This window comes from Ruminiclostridium papyrosolvens DSM 2782 (assembly GCF_029318685.1).
In the GTDB taxonomy this organism is placed as follows: domain Bacteria; phylum Bacillota; class Clostridia; order Acetivibrionales; family DSM-1351; genus Ruminiclostridium; species Ruminiclostridium papyrosolvens.
In genome coordinates this window covers 1,985,170-1,999,108 of the sequence record NZ_CP119677.1, presented here as the reverse complement: position 1 = coordinate 1,999,108, position 13,939 = coordinate 1,985,170, and the positions used below count along the sequence as shown (strand labels likewise).

Annotated in this window: 28 protein-coding genes; 5 read left to right on the top strand and 23 right to left on the bottom strand. The window is 34.1% G+C overall.

The window, feature by feature from the left end; genetic code table 11:
- Positions 1 to 2 precede the first annotated feature (2 nt).
- The 17 genes from P0092_RS09210 to P0092_RS09130 form a co-directional block, all read right to left on the bottom strand.
- Positions 3 to 728, bottom strand: a complete 726-nt coding sequence (locus tag P0092_RS09210) for an MBL fold metallo-hydrolase (RefSeq protein WP_004620080.1) — start codon at positions 726 to 728, stop codon at positions 3 to 5.
- A complete protein-coding gene (locus tag P0092_RS09205; protein ID WP_004620079.1) occupies positions 703 to 849 on the bottom strand; it encodes a hypothetical protein in 147 nt (48 codons plus the stop codon). The genes P0092_RS09210 and P0092_RS09205 overlap by 26 nt, the downstream gene beginning before the upstream one ends.
- A 35-nt stretch (positions 850 to 884) precedes the next feature.
- Positions 885 to 1,922 (bottom strand): recombinase family protein, encoded by a 1,038-nt coding sequence (locus P0092_RS09200; RefSeq protein WP_004620076.1) that lies wholly within the window; start codon positions 1,920 to 1,922, stop codon positions 885 to 887.
- Positions 1,923 to 2,150: a hypothetical protein gene (locus P0092_RS09195; RefSeq protein ID WP_004620075.1), complete on the bottom strand. Its 228-nt coding sequence runs from the start codon at positions 2,148 to 2,150 to the stop codon at positions 1,923 to 1,925.
- Entirely contained in the window at positions 2,151 to 2,390 is a 240-nt protein-coding gene (locus P0092_RS09190) for a hypothetical protein (RefSeq protein WP_004620073.1), read from the bottom strand. It abuts the gene before it with no gap.
- 57 nt (positions 2,391 to 2,447) lie between these two features.
- Positions 2,448 to 3,161 (bottom strand): hypothetical protein, encoded by a 714-nt coding sequence (locus P0092_RS09185; protein ID WP_004620070.1) that lies wholly within the window; start codon positions 3,159 to 3,161, stop codon positions 2,448 to 2,450.
- A 17-nt stretch (positions 3,162 to 3,178) separates the two neighbouring features.
- Entirely contained in the window at positions 3,179 to 3,571 is a 393-nt protein-coding gene (locus tag P0092_RS09180) for a hypothetical protein (RefSeq protein WP_004620067.1), read from the bottom strand.
- Between the two features lie 2 nt (positions 3,572 to 3,573).
- A complete protein-coding gene (locus P0092_RS09175) occupies positions 3,574 to 5,526 on the bottom strand; it encodes an AAA family ATPase (protein WP_158498421.1) in 1,953 nt (650 codons plus the stop codon).
- Positions 5,527 to 5,654: 128 nt separating this feature from the next.
- On the bottom strand, positions 5,655 to 6,821 hold the full coding sequence (locus P0092_RS09170) for a Gabija anti-defense Gad2 family protein (RefSeq protein ID WP_276187169.1): 1,167 nt from the start codon (positions 6,819 to 6,821) through the stop codon (positions 5,655 to 5,657).
- 70 nt (positions 6,822 to 6,891) lie between these two features.
- Entirely contained in the window at positions 6,892 to 7,101 is a 210-nt protein-coding gene (locus P0092_RS09165) for a hypothetical protein (RefSeq protein WP_004620062.1), read from the bottom strand.
- Positions 7,098 to 7,343, bottom strand: coding sequence for an AbrB/MazE/SpoVT family DNA-binding domain-containing protein (locus P0092_RS09160; RefSeq protein WP_040759002.1), 246 nt, complete (start codon positions 7,341 to 7,343; stop codon positions 7,098 to 7,100). The genes P0092_RS09165 and P0092_RS09160 overlap by 4 nt, the downstream gene beginning before the upstream one ends.
- Before the next feature lie 37 nt (positions 7,344 to 7,380).
- The gene (locus P0092_RS09155; protein ID WP_004620058.1) at positions 7,381 to 7,641 is read right to left on the bottom strand and encodes a hypothetical protein; all 261 of its coding nucleotides are present in this window, start codon (positions 7,639 to 7,641) and stop codon (positions 7,381 to 7,383) included.
- A 17-nt stretch (positions 7,642 to 7,658) separates the two neighbouring features.
- On the bottom strand, positions 7,659 to 7,832 hold the full coding sequence (locus tag P0092_RS09150) for a hypothetical protein (protein ID WP_158498420.1): 174 nt from the start codon (positions 7,830 to 7,832) through the stop codon (positions 7,659 to 7,661).
- Between the two features lie 7 nt (positions 7,833 to 7,839).
- A complete protein-coding gene (locus P0092_RS09145) occupies positions 7,840 to 8,361 on the bottom strand; it encodes a hypothetical protein (protein WP_004620057.1) in 522 nt (173 codons plus the stop codon).
- A gap of 13 nt (positions 8,362 to 8,374) precedes the next feature.
- Positions 8,375 to 8,641, bottom strand: coding sequence for a hypothetical protein (locus tag P0092_RS09140; RefSeq protein ID WP_004620055.1), 267 nt, complete (start codon positions 8,639 to 8,641; stop codon positions 8,375 to 8,377).
- Between the two features lie 70 nt (positions 8,642 to 8,711).
- Positions 8,712 to 8,975, bottom strand: a complete 264-nt coding sequence (locus P0092_RS09135; RefSeq protein WP_004620053.1) for a hypothetical protein — start codon at positions 8,973 to 8,975, stop codon at positions 8,712 to 8,714.
- A 125-nt stretch (positions 8,976 to 9,100) separates the two neighbouring features.
- Positions 9,101 to 9,796, bottom strand: a complete 696-nt coding sequence (locus tag P0092_RS09130) for a Rha family transcriptional regulator (protein ID WP_004620052.1) — start codon at positions 9,794 to 9,796, stop codon at positions 9,101 to 9,103.
- A gap of 78 nt (positions 9,797 to 9,874) precedes the next feature.
- Between P0092_RS09130 and P0092_RS09125 the strand changes: the two genes are divergently transcribed.
- On the top strand, positions 9,875 to 10,087 hold the full coding sequence (locus tag P0092_RS09125; protein ID WP_004620051.1) for a hypothetical protein: 213 nt from the start codon (positions 9,875 to 9,877) through the stop codon (positions 10,085 to 10,087).
- On the opposite strand, the gene P0092_RS09120 is transcribed toward P0092_RS09125, so the two are convergent.
- Together P0092_RS09120 and P0092_RS09115 are read right to left on the bottom strand one after the other, a co-directional pair.
- On the bottom strand, positions 10,088 to 10,294 hold the full coding sequence (locus P0092_RS09120; protein WP_004620050.1) for a hypothetical protein: 207 nt from the start codon (positions 10,292 to 10,294) through the stop codon (positions 10,088 to 10,090).
- Positions 10,295 to 10,309: 15 nt separating this feature from the next.
- A complete protein-coding gene (locus P0092_RS09115; RefSeq protein ID WP_004620049.1) occupies positions 10,310 to 10,453 on the bottom strand; it encodes a hypothetical protein in 144 nt (47 codons plus the stop codon).
- Positions 10,454 to 10,564: 111 nt separating this feature from the next.
- On the opposite strand from P0092_RS09115, the gene P0092_RS09110 reads away from it, so the two are divergent.
- Complete coding sequence (locus P0092_RS09110) at positions 10,565 to 10,774, top strand: hypothetical protein (RefSeq protein WP_004620048.1); 210 nt, start codon at positions 10,565 to 10,567, stop codon at positions 10,772 to 10,774.
- Here P0092_RS09110 and P0092_RS09105 read toward each other — a convergent pair.
- The 3 genes from P0092_RS09105 to P0092_RS09095 are packed head-to-tail and all read right to left on the bottom strand — an operon-like array spanning position 10,771 to position 11,520.
- The gene (locus P0092_RS09105) at positions 10,771 to 10,920 is read right to left on the bottom strand and encodes a hypothetical protein (protein WP_004620045.1); all 150 of its coding nucleotides are present in this window, start codon (positions 10,918 to 10,920) and stop codon (positions 10,771 to 10,773) included. The genes P0092_RS09110 and P0092_RS09105 overlap by 4 nt on opposite strands.
- Before the next feature lie 32 nt (positions 10,921 to 10,952).
- Entirely contained in the window at positions 10,953 to 11,201 is a 249-nt protein-coding gene (locus tag P0092_RS09100) for an excisionase family DNA-binding protein (protein ID WP_004620040.1), read from the bottom strand.
- Positions 11,202 to 11,226: 25 nt separating this feature from the next.
- Positions 11,227 to 11,520 carry a helix-turn-helix domain-containing protein gene (locus P0092_RS09095; RefSeq protein ID WP_004620038.1) on the bottom strand — a complete coding sequence of 98 codons (294 nt, stop codon included), beginning with the start codon at positions 11,518 to 11,520 and terminating at the stop codon, positions 11,227 to 11,229.
- A gap of 186 nt (positions 11,521 to 11,706) precedes the next feature.
- Here P0092_RS09095 and P0092_RS09090 point away from each other — a divergent pair, with 186 nt between their 5' ends.
- The 3 genes from P0092_RS09090 to P0092_RS09080 are packed head-to-tail and all read left to right on the top strand — an operon-like array spanning position 11,707 to position 13,197.
- Positions 11,707 to 12,279, top strand: coding sequence for a helix-turn-helix domain-containing protein (locus tag P0092_RS09090; RefSeq protein WP_004620035.1), 573 nt, complete (start codon positions 11,707 to 11,709; stop codon positions 12,277 to 12,279).
- Between the two features lie 44 nt (positions 12,280 to 12,323).
- The gene (locus tag P0092_RS09085) at positions 12,324 to 13,073 is read left to right on the top strand and encodes a hypothetical protein (protein ID WP_004620034.1); all 750 of its coding nucleotides are present in this window, start codon (positions 12,324 to 12,326) and stop codon (positions 13,071 to 13,073) included.
- Positions 13,060 to 13,197: a cyclic lactone autoinducer peptide gene (locus tag P0092_RS09080; protein WP_004620033.1), complete on the top strand. Its 138-nt coding sequence runs from the start codon at positions 13,060 to 13,062 to the stop codon at positions 13,195 to 13,197. Before P0092_RS09085 ends, P0092_RS09080 begins: the two co-directional genes overlap by 14 nt.
- Positions 13,198 to 13,276: 79 nt before the next feature.
- On the opposite strand, the gene P0092_RS09075 is transcribed toward P0092_RS09080, so the two are convergent.
- A complete protein-coding gene (locus P0092_RS09075; RefSeq protein WP_004620032.1) occupies positions 13,277 to 13,894 on the bottom strand; it encodes an accessory gene regulator ArgB-like protein in 618 nt (205 codons plus the stop codon).
- Positions 13,895 to 13,939 lie beyond the last annotated feature (45 nt).

Below are 13,939 nucleotides of genomic sequence, written 5' to 3'. Positions count from 1 at the left end.
CTTTACCACTCACACCCCAAAATAATCTCCATACCCGGCTCTGCAATTACAGTGTCAGCATATTTGCTAACCTCTCTCAAAATCCTGTCAGAATCGCTGTTACGGTCTGAAAGGTGTAATAAGACAATCTTTTGTACTTTGCTTAAATCTGTTCTATCCAGAAATATTTTTACGTTTTCAAGGCTGAAATGAGATTTTAGAAGCCTCTTTTTCATTGATACATCAATAAATCCGTCAGCTACATTTTTATCCAAGGTATCTTTGCAGTAATTTGTCTCTAGCAAAATATAATTAAGTCCCTTGAAGTTGTATCGAATCATGTATGTATCAGTAGCAAAGAGAATTGTTTCCCCGGTAGGAATATACTTGATTATGTATCCAAGACTAGGCACATCATGTTCAATATTAAATGGAATTACCAGAAAATCACCCATTACATGTTGACTATTATGTTCTACTCCTATAAGGCTGTACTGTGTCCCAGTGATTGAAGCGGTATTTTTATCCGTTAAAACTGTTATGCCATTGTTCAGAACGTCCAAAATAGCTTTTGAGTGGTCTTTATGACAATGGGTTACTAAACACCCCACCACATTACTTAAATCAAAATTTAAGGCTTTTAACGTGTCCTTCCATGGCATTCCACAGTCAAAAATTAACTTTCCAGTTGGGGATTGTAATATATAGCAGTTGCCAGAAGAACTACTTCCAACTACTTTTATTTTCATCGTCTGAATCCTCCGTAATCTTATTTGTTTTATTTGCTGCAATAATAGCTGCAATTACGACACCAACAGTAAGTATTGCAAAGAATATAACGACTCCAATTAGATTTAATAAAACATCCATAATCCCTCCACGGGGAGGGGGTTTTCACCCCTCAGTTAAAATTTGGGTCCATTCTGTGAGCCGTCTTGTGTATTCTCTGATTGTAGTTCTGGTTCGGGTCCTGAATCATTAACTGGTTGAGATTCAACATCTACAGCACCGGAAACGTCAATTGTTTCAGAACACATTTCTTTGTCAACTTCCTCTGCAAGTTCAGCTTCAGCAAAGGCAATTTCATTTTGCTTCAATCTCATGTAATCATCATCAATTTTTTGGCTGTCAATTGTAATATCAGAGTAGGCAGCTCTTGAAATCGTTTTGTGGCACATCTGTTCATACCAACCTTCGACTTTCTCTGTGCCGACCTTCTTACCGTTTTCCCATTTATCCTTTTCACCGCCCCAGAACTCAACGCTTGCATATTGAGGCTTTCTTTTTTCAATATCATGTAAATTAAATATAACAAGTTTGTTATGTTCGGGATTTCCTGAAAAAATATGATAGTAAAAACCACCGACTATTTCCCCGCGGTCAAAAGGACTTGTAATTTCAAATTCGTAACTTTCAATTTTATTTGAAGCACTCTTTTTGATGGGTTTAAAAACATCTTTTGAAAAAACAAGTTCAACAATTACACTGTCAGGAATATCAAGGCCGTACTTTTTACCCTTCAATTCAAGCCCTCGGTATCCTTCAATAAAACCGATATCATATTTTTTTGTAGTATTGTTCTTGTAGGGAATCATATTGATATGATTCTTTTGAGCAGGGTCAAGACCTATTCGTGCATATGAGACAACATTCCTTGCTAAGATTTCCATATTGATGTTTTCCCATGAAAAAGACAATGTTTCTTTATACTTCTCATTTGTAGTCTTTTCATTTTTTACTATTCTCTTTGCCTCAGCTGTTTTTAAAGTTGCATCAAGCACAATAAAATAGTTCCGAGCTAACCTTTTCTGGAAGTCTGTAAGTTGTATTTCACCGACACCACTTGAAAACTCTTTCATAACCATTGCCGTAAATCTTTCACTTGCATTCAACTTCTTTGGTGCAGCTTTTGTAACCGCCGTTGTTGCGTTTTGTTCTGTCATTTACGTATCCTTCCTGTCTGCAAATTTTATTCTTTCAGAGATTACCGTTACAATATTGCCATTTCTCAATTCGACTATGGCAATACTGTTTAAGCCATCTTCTCTAGTACCTTCCTCAGAGAATCCATGAAAATATCCCTCTTGAATACCTGTGTTAATACCTTTTTGCGTATAACCTGACCAATCAGGAATATCAACTATTACAGGCCTTAATGTTTCCTTATCCATTTATTTATCCTCCACTTTTATTACGTTATCCCATGTTTCTATTGTTGTAGTTACAGTTCTTTCGAGAACAGCGAGTCCGTAATCACTAGCAATTTTAAAAGCTTCATCTTTAGAAAAACATGTAGCGTTCTCACTAAATTTTGTAAATTCCAGTCCGTTTGCATTATTACTTACCAAAAAAACAAATATATCTTTTGGTAATACAACATAGTAGTTTACTATTTTCTTAACCTGCGACATTTATATAACCTCTCTTTCAATAAGAAGGGTTAAGGGGGAGATATACTCCCCATCCCTTTAAGAAATAATCTTTACGTTGCATTCCTCAAGCTTTTCATTCAAATAGGCCTTTACATTCTGCATTGCATACAATCTCCAAATACCGCCGTCTGCTTCAAATATTGCAGCTCTGGGGCCTGCCTGTATACGGAATATAAAATTACTTTCGGGTTGTTCAACCTCTGCAAAAGTCCTGAATGGGCAGAGGGTAACAGGGTTAGGAACTTCAACTTCTTCAACTCTTGCTATACCAGCTTTTGCAACAACTTTTTGTGATACTCCATCGTCCTTAGTGGTTACATTGTTTTCCTCAACAATATTTCCGGCAACCTTTAATATAGCTGCACGGTCCGGGTTTTCCAAAAAGCAAGACTGTAACATAATATTGAAATTTTCAACGTCCATAAATTCCCCATAACGAATCCTTGGTGTCCACGCTTCGCACTCAATATATTGATGCCTACGTGCATCGTCCCTGAGTTCGGAATATACACTTACACTTATTGGTGAGTTTACATGTACAACGAGTGGCCCGGTGAGCTTATCAACATTTTCCTTTATGTAATCAACTAGCCCGGTAAGAGTAGAAATTCTGACTGGACTTACAATCGGTGTTGGGTCATACACCTTACCGATACGGTGAAGTTCTTCCGTAGAATACGATTCCCCGTTTACTTCCATAACCTTAGTGTCTTTCAAACTCATCAAATACTGTAATGCTGCCTTAATCATTTTTCATACCTCCATCATTATCTATTTATGTTTAAGATTTTCTTACCTGAACTTTGCTTCTCGGCATTATCTTCGAGAATTTCCCCGGTGTCCTCGTCAACAACTCTCATTTGGCCTTTCACCTGACCTTTAATGTATTCCTTAGCAGTTACCACTCCACTATCATCATCCCTGCCAATGAACACCTGAGTTGTAACAGGCTTATAAGGTGCGACTGTAGACTTCGTTACAACTTCAATTGCTGCGGATTCCCTGTCAAGTGGCTTGAAAGTCATCGTTATGGTTAACTTTCTAGCCTTTTTATCATCAGTATTTGGGTCTGCAATATTCTCGAGTACTTTTTGAATCTCAATATCTGCTTGTTCTACCAATGCACCTTTTGCAAGGTTTAAAATATTTAATCCGTCCATTGTTATATATCCCTCCCTTCTACTCTTAAATTGTTATCAGTATCACTAACAACCAACCTTATAACCTGTGCATTTACAGGTGCTAAATCAACTACACTTTCAGCATTATCAATAAAAATCGGTGCTGATGCATTGTAGAATCCGTTAAGAACTTTTATAATATCTAGTCCTGCATTTATCCTTCCGGCATTGTTTGCACTGTTAAACTCAACGTAAGAGCCGTTTGTATTAATAAGAGTTTCGCAACATTCAACCACAGCTCCGTTAATTTGTGTGTCAAACAACTTGAATTTAACAAGAGAGAATTTATTGTTTATGCAATCCTCCAAGAGATTACATTTTGACCTTGTGAACTTTTCAATAAGGAATTCGTCTTTTTGAAGGTCAGCAATCTGTTGAGCAGTGTTCTTTTGCTCCTGCTTTAACTCTTCAATCCTAGCTTTCGCCTTATCAATTGTGTCTTTGTTTCCAAGCTGTTGATTAAGAATTGCAATTTTACTTTCTATTACTGCCTTTGACTGTTTCAATTCAGAGGTATTGTCCTCCGCAGGCTTCTGTAATTCTGTCTGCAAGGTTTTTATCTGTTCGGAAATATTCTTATATTCCTCGTCAGAATCAAGGTCTACATCTACCTTTTGAACGTCAGGAAGGCTATTCAATGTTTCTGTAAATTTATCAAGTCCACCCTGTTTAACAACCATGCTTTCCTGATTTTTTTGAATAAGTTCTTTCAAAGTTTCTATTCTCTTTTTATTTGGTACTCCTGAATTGTTAATTAAATCAAGTGTTGCTGACTTTTGTTTTTCAAATTTTACTCTAAGTTCTTCCGTCTTAGCTCCTGCCATATCATCGGGTAAATTCTGACTGCATGTAGGACATGTTAACCCTGTAGGCTCAACAAATTTCTTTGCATTTTCCTCAATCCATTGATTCCTCAGTTCAGAGTTCTTTTTCTCCAAGTCCTCAATTTCAACACCATATCTTTCATTGTCGGATACAAGATTCTTAATTTCTGATTTCACCGATGAAATTGTTGATTGAAGTTGGTTTTTCTTTAGAATTGTTTCATTAGCAGCTTTATTAGCTGCATTTGTTAAATCAATTTCCCTCTGTTGGAGCTGAATTTTTAGGTTGCTCAATTTCTGCTGCTTCTCTATGTATTCCTTAGCTGCTTCATCAAAGTTCATTAGTTTTGCTTCAACTGCCTGCAAAGCAATTTGTTGTTGTTGAATATCCTTTTCGACTTCGGATAAATCAACTTCAACCGGCATACTTTTTGTAACTTCATCTATTCTGGTCGGAATTTTGGTCATTTGTTCATTGAAGGCTTTTAATCTTGCAGATACTATCTTTTTATAGTCCTCGATTGATTTCCCATTCAGGATTACTGATAAGTCTTTTAAATCCGGGTTTGAGAAAATTACATCTTCATCCGAAATATTGGCTCCGGCAAGCTCAAATAATATTTCTCTTTTTTTCTCCCATTTAAGTTGAGTATTGAAGTACAATGGGTCCGTAATCAGTTTGAAAAGGTTTTCATTTATCAGACTGTCAATTTTGGCTGTATATTCACCTTTTTTCAAAGGAACATCATCACACCAGTAATCAGTTTCATGGCCGGAAAACTCCTGCAACTCCTGCCGTTTTTTCTTTACCCACTTTTCACGGAATGTCTTTTTTAGCTTGACTTCTTTACCGTCACAGTCCATGACAGCTTCAACCTCTGTATCCAGAAAGTGAATTGCATTTCCTGCTTCATCCTGTGGCTTGATTGCAAAGTCCTTTTTATTCTGGCTATCCTTATCGAATAACAGCCAGTTTAAAGCATCTTTAATTGTGGTCTTTCCCTTACCGTTATTTCCGTAAATGTCAGCATTTTTGCCGTCCACATTTAGGGTGAACTCTTTTAAACCTTTAAAGTTCTTTATTATCAATTGCTTGAGTGTTATCCTCACTGTTCGAACCTCCTTCACAAATTCACATGTTTTAGCTCTATATTTAAGCCTACATATCTCATATTTCTTACAGTTCATTACACACAATACCGGCACAGGAGCACCTTCTGTATCATGGAGAATCATAATTAAAAAATCCTATTTATTACTTCAAAAAGGTATGTGTTATCAATTTTGAAATTAGAATCTTCCTCTGCCTTTTTTTCCATACAAGCGATTGCCTGAGAAAAATATGCACTGTCTACCCCGGCTAACTGGTCTTTGAATGTTTTAAAATCTTTCAGATTTAATTCACCGACCTGTAAACACATTTTTAGATACTGACCTGCATTGATAGTCCAACCCCTTGAAATGAATTTTCTTGTGCGTATAATCGAGCATACAGGGTACTTGGAACCAATATAGTACAGTTCTTTATTAATAATTGATTCTAAAGCCCGGGATGGCAGAGTTAATTCATTATCAAAAAATGAATAGCAGCATGTGCAATGAACAAAATCATAGTTTTTATGTATTTCTTCCGGCGAACCGTAGAATCTTATTACTAGTTGAATTTTGTCTGATAAAGATATAGCATTAGTAGAAAAGAAAACTGGTCTATATTTGGGCTTATCATCATTTATTGTTGGTGATTCGGCATAAGGTTCAGTTTCATCAGATATCCCATTTGATTCCTGTTCTTCCTCGAATTCTTCGTCCTTTGCAATACCTTCACTTCGAATAAAGCACTGTATTCTATCATCTCTATCCTCAATTTTTACTTCGCTACAATGCGTATCATTGAACTTTTTAGCATAGTATTCAGCAACTTTTTGACATGCTTCTTTTGTTCTAAAATACACATCATAGTCGTGAACTTCTTCTCCATTAAGCATTGAAACAATACAACCACCTGTAATAATAATGTTTTCACGAAGGATTTTAACTATTTCTGTATCGTCCACATATTTCAACCAATCCTCTATTTTTGCAGTTAAAGCCTTTTTTATGTTTTTCCCAATCACTATAATTCCTCCGTTCTGAAATAAATTTTCCCTGTCTCTTCGTCCTGCTCTAGCAATTGCAGCCATTAATAAACATGCAACCATGCTTTCTGGGGGATTAAATCCAAGTGCTTTAAGCTCTCCATCAAACTTATCCGCAGTACTGTTAATAATTTCTTTTTTCCCATTTTCATCTGATATGAGCATTAACCCTAATCCAATAGTTAAAAAATGCACCTTAAACTGTTGCATCACATTTTCTTTCAAGTCCTCTTTACTCATTTTATTAATAGCATTGTTAGCCTCTTTCATAATATCCATCTTTACATTACCGTCCTTTCGATATATAATCTGTTTGAATTTATTTTCTTAACACCTTAAATTAGGTGTTTTCTTTTTGTTCTGGCCTTACCTCATAAATCAATACAACAGCTGCCACAAATACCAAAGGCAATAAAAACTCACTACCTGTGCCATCATATCCTCTAACTTTGTCTGCATAATCCACCGCCCAAGGTAATAATAAAACTCCTAAGACAAATGCAATAATTAGGGCTACTGGCTTTTTAATCCTGAATCTTCGCTTTCTCACAGCTTTTTCAGCTCCTTTAAGCAAGCAGGACAGAAATTTTTACCCTTAAATGTTTTCAAATTTTCGTCAACATTTCCGCAGAAATCGCATCCGGGAGTATACTTTTTCAGAATTATGCAATCACCTTCTGTAAAGATTTCCAACGGGTCTTTCTCTTCAATAGTCATTGTTCTCCTGAGTTCAACTGGCAGAACAACCCTTCCCAATTCATCTACTTTCCTTACTACTCCTGTACTTTTCATAATCATTCACCTTTACCTTTCAAAAATATTTTTTTGTTTAAATAACTTCTTCACCTCTGTGCCACCGTTGGCACTTATCAAGATTAAACGTGCTTTTATTACCGGTACCAGTGTGTGGCATCCCTTCTACCATGCAATTGTAAATGTATATATCCGTACAGTTCCACAGCTGTTTAAGTTGATTCATAGTTATACATGAAACATCAATTTTAAGAAGTTGAACTAATTCAGCTGTTGAATAACATTCCGGACAACTTGTTTGAAATATTTTGCTATCATAATTTCTTCCGCCACCCAACTATAGACCTCCTTTCATTACCACAAGCCCTCTAAATGTTGATAACACCAACACTTGTTATATGTATTATCACAGTAGCTTTTAAGCTGATTATCGTATCCCTTTCCTTGAAAATTTGTCCGCTCTGTTCCACGTTTGCAATTTATCTTCTTGAGCTTGTCGCAAGAGTTCTCATAATACGGACATTTCATATTCCAATCACCCCTCAATCTGAATCAATTCTTCCAAGTGTTCTGAAAGCAACTTTTCAGCTTCAGATTTATTAATTTTCCGGGGTTCGGGACGTTGCCAGAGAAGATGATGTTTTGATTTGTCAAAAGATAAACTATAGTAATGACGATTTGGCCTTAACACCTCAACAATGTCCAAAGTGTGATTAGAATCTACTGTTAAATCATCAGTTAATAAAGAAATATTTAAGTAACACTCATCTACATCTAAAAGAACGTTTGCAGGGTCTAAAATTACTTTATTAAATGTGCCATCCCTTGAAATAACTAAATCTCCCGTCCTCAACATATCCTTTGTGAACTTTTGCGGTTCGGGGACAAGTTCGAATTTGGCACAACAAGACTCGTTTATTTCTTCGACATTGTTATATGATTTAAAACTTTTAATTCCTTGGTTGGTAATGAAATGGCCGTTTTCTATTTTATAAACTTTACCTTTAGTGAAATATGGACAATCACCTTTTACACACCTAACTTTAAAATCTTTCATCCTGATACCTCCCTTACAAAAATAGTTCTGTTAAATCCAATGCTACCTCCGGCATTGTGTAAAAAACTTTGCTGTTTGCTTTTAACAGCTTATAAATCTCAGTCACTACAAGTTGAGCTTCGCCGTCCTCATATGTACCTAAAAGGTGCTTCTTAAATAATGATTTGCCAAATATGTTAGTCCCGTAGTACCTGCCGTTTATGTATTTGTCTTGTGCATAAATTTTTGAAAATGAATTGAAATTAAAGATTAAATCCTTGTCTTGACTTAGAATTTTCATTGTTCCGACTCCTGACAAAATTAATATAGTTCTTTGGTTTCTTTAGCTCTTGTCAGAAGTAAATTGATGGTTACTCGTTTGTTACTGGTTCGTATGTTTTTTCAAAGACATTAGGCTTGCATGAGTAAAATTCACCGTTAACACCTTTGATTATGTAGTCGTTACTATCGGCTAACATAGGCCCTTCTAACGTTTTAATAAGTACTTTAATACCAGAGGCTACCGTTATATATTTAATTGCACCGCTTATTATTGCCTCGATAAACCAATCTGGCGTTTCTTCTTGATTCTGGTTAAAAGCTTCAACCACTACAGGCTTTTTGCGATACTTCATACTACCCTCCTACAGTAAGTAAATTAGAATCATCAGTAAGATACCGAATCCGGTAAATCCCCAAGCGAAAGAATTTGATTCACGACATTTTGTTTCGATTTTCTTTAACATGGTGGTGGCTCCTTTCAGGCTACAAATTTGATTGTGTACTCTTTTACAATTGCTGAATATATTTCACGAAGCTTTGGGTCTGATTCAACAATGTCCATCTTATTTACTTTATCTATTGCTGATTTCGCAGCTCCTTCAATCTTCATCCTGTATCTTTGATTGTTAAGCCTGCGGTTTAAATCAACATGAGCACGTTCTTCCAGTAGTTTGTAGCTCTCTGTTTTTAACTCCCGGTACTTCGAGTTCCCAACGGCCTTTACAATCTTATTGAGCATACGGTTTATATCATCTCTCCACTTATCCGGTGTGCTTATTACAGTATCTTTTATTGTCTGAGTAGTTAACTGCAACGTATTGACTTGGGATTTCAAATCTTTCATTGACTGAGCTTGCATTATAATCAGGTCTTCTATTGATTGTGGTTTAGGCTCATGTTTCATGGCCAGTTCAATTAATTTCGCTCTGACTACAGCATCATACCGGGCTGCTAATTGAAGTACTCCTTCTTTGGTAAGTATGTAGTATGGTCTTTTTTCACCTTTTGCATCTTTGTATTCAACCAATCCAAATTTGGATTGGTACTCAATCCCACCGGATACAAGCTTTTCGATTTCATCTCTTATATCTCTCATTACATGTGGGTGTTGTTTCCCAGTTACCTCTGCGATTTCCATTGAAGTCATTTGGTTTAATTCTGATAATTCGTTCAAGGGGTTTCCTCCTTTCTTTTAGTATTTAACAATTAATGGTAAAATGTACTTGGCAGCGGACTACCAAGGAGGATTTATATGGAGAGAGAAAAAACTAATATTGAAATTTTAAACGAAAACTTTCACAGCATTATTACTGAAATTCTCAATCGCTTTGACTTCAATAAAACTAGCGATATTGAGGAATTAACAAAATCTTATTGTGACCAATATTTAGAAGTACGTAGGTTGGTAAAAGAGATATACACTCCTGAACCAACAAAACTTACAATTAAAACTTTGAAAAAATAATTACTTACCAATGTCCGCTGCCGTTAAATTTTCTTCTTTACTTACTACAACAATTTGTCTTTCAGTTTCTCCATCAAATGCCACGGTTTCAGCTAACACTGTATCCTTTACAGATTCAAGGACACTTAATACTGTACTTACAGGAAGTTCAGAACCTTTTACCATACTGCAAATGCCATCATGTAATAAATTTCTATTGAATCCCATTAAACTGCCTCCTTTCTAAATATCTCTTGCCTGAAAACAAAGTTTTGATATTGTTTCAGCTAACTTACAGGAAATTTCAAAACACTCATTTTTAGTTGCATTATCCTGTAGCTTTTGAAGGGTTCTTATCTGTTCTTCAATTACTGATTTATAATCCATCTAGCTCGCCTCCTTTCTTTAAATTCCTAAATTTTCAATCTTTTGTATTTTGTGGTATAATCCTTTCACAGGCTATTGCAGTAGCCGAGTAAATAGAAAGGAAGATGTTCTATGACTGAATTAAACGCTTTATACCAAACCATCACTGAAGTTAGTAGTTGTCAAATTGCACAGCAGCGTATTAATGAAGGTTGGCATCTTATAAATGCCGGATTTAGAACCAATAAGGAATATTCCGAAACCGTGTACATCTTAGGAAACACTAAGAAAATAGTCCCCGGAAAAGTAAATGTTGAAATCCTTCAAAATCAAAAGGATTAATACTCCACGTTTTCAGGTCTTCCCATCATGTACACTATATTAGCATTGATAGTAACATCAAGGAGTACCCATCCCCTGTTAAGAAGGAGGTTAGCTTCATCACAATGAAGTACTTCCTTCAATTCTTTTATTTTAATAGTTAACATTTAAATCGCCTCCTTTCTCGCTTGCATTGAAATTATTCTTGAACTTTTCTTAACTTTCCGTATAGCTGTGTGGATTCAGTTTGGATTGCCTGTGTTTCTTGATTTCTTAACCATATATCCAATGATTCTTTGCGAAACAAGTATATTCTTCCGACATGAATGAACGGTATTTCCTTTTGTCTAGCCAATTTCAGTAAGAATCCATAGGATATTCCTAAATAATTTGATGCAGTCTTTGCATCCCAGGTTACACGTTCCTTTGTTAAGTTTTTTTCTTCCATAATCTAACCTGCTTTCTAAGATTCATCAACTAGCTTGATACTCTCTAAGTTTTTCTTTCAAATCTGGATATATATCCTCGAGCTTGCAACCGTACATTTTACACAACTCTAAAGCTAACTGTAACGAAGGTTTTTTGTCTGTTCCTAGTTTTTCTAATTTGCAAAGATAAGAGATAGAACAACTCAATTCTGCACTTTGTAGGGCTTTTACTTTAGATTCAACATCCTCCCTTTTTAATCCAACATTTTCTCGAAGTCTGCCTAAAGCATTTAACTTATCTACCTTTGTTTTCCTCAAATGTTTATCACTTCCTTTCATTAACATATTATCCTATCAGTCAATTATTAGCAATTTTGAATATTGACTATAATTCATAATTATGGATGATTTATGAATATTATTCCATTTTTTTAAACATTCTTTGACTATAGTTCATTTTTTCTTGACATTTATTGACTGCCAGTCTATTATTATACTTAAAGTATAATATATGGAGGAGTTGAAATGTTTTCTCGAAGACTTGCATTGTTGATGGAAAAGTTTAATTTAAAGCCAGCCGACTTAGCCAACGAATTGGGAGTTACTCCATCAGCGATAAGTAAACTATTGGCAGAAGAAGGCAGGTATCCCAGTATTGAAAATTTAAAAAAGCTAAGGAGGATTTTTAATGTTAGTATTGATTATTTGTTAGGATGTGATATTGAAGACATTAATGATATGTTAAATACAGTTGATGTAACTTATATAGCTTCAGCTATAAAAGAATTAAGACGAACCATGAATTTATCCCAGAAAGAATTTGCTTTATATAATGATTTAAAAGTAAAAGAAATTAAAGACATTGAAGACGGTAAGTCAGTAGATATAAATACAATTAACCAAATTGCTAATCTTTCTGGTGTTAGTATTTATAAATTATTAGGTCAGAATCAACCATACTCTGAAGATAACACTGAAAAAAACAAATTAATAAAATTCGCTGCAAATTTAGATAATAGAGAATTTATGAATATTGCAATAAGAATAAAAAACTCTGGAATACCATTGGATAATATAATTATTGCAAGAAAACTTTAATTAATTTATTTCTTGTCATGTAAATGAATTTACGGAGGTTTGTTATGGAGAATTTTAGTATATTAAACACTTGTATTTTATCAATACCGCAATTTTTCCTTTGTTTTATGTTTTCTTTAGTCGTTATCGGCAAGGGAAGTGAAGTCCCTTTTAAATGTGATTCAAACAAATTTATCATTAGTTTACTGAAAATATTATTTTTGGCGAGCATAGTTTCATTTATTGGCTCTTTTATTGGTACTTTTATTCCTAGCATGAATATAGTATCAATTGCATATATGGTAGTATATTGCATAATACTGAAATATTTCTACAATACTACATGGATGGAATCGTTGTTAGGTGTAGCAGCTTTTTCCATTCTTATTATTAGTTTTGAATCATTATATGTCCCCTACTGCATTCGCTATTTTTATAATGGTAGCGAAGCTAATTTATTAAACTCTCCGGCACTAAAGATATTTTTATGTTTTATACCTGAAAGAATCGTACAAATAATTGCTATAATTTCTTTTTGGAACTTTAGCTCAGTAATACAAAAATTAAAGCAATATCAAATTGGGCTTAAAGGATTTATATTTATTGTTTTCACTTTATTTTTCATTGAACTAAATCTTACTAAAATTGTGATTGCTTATTTCCCAGTATTTAGCTTGGATACAAAAATATTGCTAGGTTTATGTTGTGCATGTAGTGGACTTCTAAATTTTGTGATATTATATCATTATATAAAGGTTATAACAAAGGTTTCAAAATATCATATAGAAAGGAGTGTTGAAAATGGACAACACTAAAAAAATATTATCACTTATTGATTCAGGAGTTACTAAAGTTGCAGAAACAAAAGCAGACAATTTTTGTTTCCTTTGGGGATATCAACCTAAAACTCCAAAAGCATTAAAAAAGATTAAAAAGTAAAAAAAAGCAACTTTACGGAGAAAGTTGCCAATAAATATAATTTCTTGTCGATTAATAATACCAAATTTACGCTAGACAGTCAATATAGTTTGATTGTCTTTTTCATTCTGTTTGTATTTTGAATTATCGGTAAAATTGTAAGAACTTCCAACATACAACCAATGCTTATTGATATAGATATGTAATTTTTATTTAGTACAAGAAATAAAATAACCCATATATATAAAAACCGATGTGTTGTTATAGACTTCTTTTTAAATTTTAGAATTTCATCTTTATCTGTTATCATATTGTTTTTAGAACCCTTAGGAGCATATTTGAATAAGCATATATGGCAAAAAATAAATATAATTATTAAAATGATTATGGTTAATATATTTGATAATAATTGAAAGTAGCTGATTATGGTTCCGGGAATTACACAAATTAAAGTTGTAAATATTATACAACCTATTTCAGTTTTCATGTGAAACCCGCCTGCATTTCTTCTTAGAATAGCAAATGAAAAAGCAACTAACATAGTTGCTAAAAATGATTTTATTATTAAAGATACTATTGCCATAATCAAGATTTTAACTACATCTCCATACAATGATTGAAACCCGAAATAGCGTATTGTTCTTTGTTGATGATTTAGACCGAGCTGTTTAGCAAAATAATTAGCACTTTTATATGATAATTTCTCTATTATTCTCATTCTATACTCCTATTTAAAATCATTAATAAAATAATTATATAGCAT

Bases quoted from the DNA above. Each gene is read 5' to 3' on its own strand.
- P0092_RS09180 (WP_004620067.1), bottom strand. From the start codon at position 3,571: ATGGACGGATTAAATATTTTAAACCTTGCAAAAGGTGCATTGGTAGAA.
- P0092_RS09110 (WP_004620048.1), top strand. From the start codon at position 10,565: ATGACTGAATTAAACGCTTTATACCAAACCATCACTGAAGTTAGTAGT.
- P0092_RS09185 (WP_004620070.1), bottom strand. From the start codon at position 3,161: ATGATTAAGGCAGCATTACAGTATTTGATGAGTTTGAAAGACACTAAG.
- P0092_RS09075 (WP_004620032.1), bottom strand. From the start codon at position 13,894: ATGAGAATAATAGAGAAATTATCATATAAAAGTGCTAATTATTTTGCT.
- P0092_RS09135 (WP_004620053.1), bottom strand. From the start codon at position 8,975: ATGAAGTATCGCAAAAAGCCTGTAGTGGTTGAAGCTTTTAACCAGAAT.
- P0092_RS09145 (WP_004620057.1), bottom strand. From the start codon at position 8,361: ATGAAAGATTTTAAAGTTAGGTGTGTAAAAGGTGATTGTCCATATTTC.
- P0092_RS09105 (WP_004620045.1), bottom strand. From the start codon at position 10,920: ATGTTAACTATTAAAATAAAAGAATTGAAGGAAGTACTTCATTGTGAT.
- P0092_RS09125 (WP_004620051.1), top strand. From the start codon at position 9,875: ATGGAGAGAGAAAAAACTAATATTGAAATTTTAAACGAAAACTTTCAC.
- P0092_RS09120 (WP_004620050.1), bottom strand. From the start codon at position 10,294: ATGGGATTCAATAGAAATTTATTACATGATGGCATTTGCAGTATGGTA.
- P0092_RS09100 (WP_004620040.1), bottom strand. From the start codon at position 11,201: ATGGAAGAAAAAAACTTAACAAAGGAACGTGTAACCTGGGATGCAAAG.
- P0092_RS09115 (WP_004620049.1), bottom strand. From the start codon at position 10,453: ATGGATTATAAATCAGTAATTGAAGAACAGATAAGAACCCTTCAAAAG.
- P0092_RS09095 (WP_004620038.1), bottom strand. From the start codon at position 11,520: ATGAAAGGAAGTGATAAACATTTGAGGAAAACAAAGGTAGATAAGTTA.
- P0092_RS09080 (WP_004620033.1), top strand. From the start codon at position 13,060: ATGGACAACACTAAAAAAATATTATCACTTATTGATTCAGGAGTTACT.
- P0092_RS09210 (WP_004620080.1), bottom strand. From the start codon at position 728: ATGAAAATAAAAGTAGTTGGAAGTAGTTCTTCTGGCAACTGCTATATA.
- P0092_RS09170 (WP_276187169.1), bottom strand. From the start codon at position 6,821: ATGAAAGAGGCTAACAATGCTATTAATAAAATGAGTAAAGAGGACTTG.
- P0092_RS09190 (WP_004620073.1), bottom strand. From the start codon at position 2,390: ATGTCGCAGGTTAAGAAAATAGTAAACTACTATGTTGTATTACCAAAA.
- P0092_RS09205 (WP_004620079.1), bottom strand. From the start codon at position 849: ATGGATGTTTTATTAAATCTAATTGGAGTCGTTATATTCTTTGCAATA.
- P0092_RS09160 (WP_040759002.1), bottom strand. From the start codon at position 7,343: ATGAAAAGTACAGGAGTAGTAAGGAAAGTAGATGAATTGGGAAGGGTT.
- P0092_RS09085 (WP_004620034.1), top strand. From the start codon at position 12,324: ATGGAGAATTTTAGTATATTAAACACTTGTATTTTATCAATACCGCAA.
- P0092_RS09150 (WP_158498420.1), bottom strand. From the start codon at position 7,832: ATGAAATGTCCGTATTATGAGAACTCTTGCGACAAGCTCAAGAAGATA.
- P0092_RS09195 (WP_004620075.1), bottom strand. From the start codon at position 2,150: ATGGATAAGGAAACATTAAGGCCTGTAATAGTTGATATTCCTGATTGG.
- P0092_RS09090 (WP_004620035.1), top strand. From the start codon at position 11,707: ATGTTTTCTCGAAGACTTGCATTGTTGATGGAAAAGTTTAATTTAAAG.
- P0092_RS09140 (WP_004620055.1), bottom strand. From the start codon at position 8,641: ATGAAAATTCTAAGTCAAGACAAGGATTTAATCTTTAATTTCAATTCA.
- P0092_RS09200 (WP_004620076.1), bottom strand. From the start codon at position 1,922: ATGACAGAACAAAACGCAACAACGGCGGTTACAAAAGCTGCACCAAAG.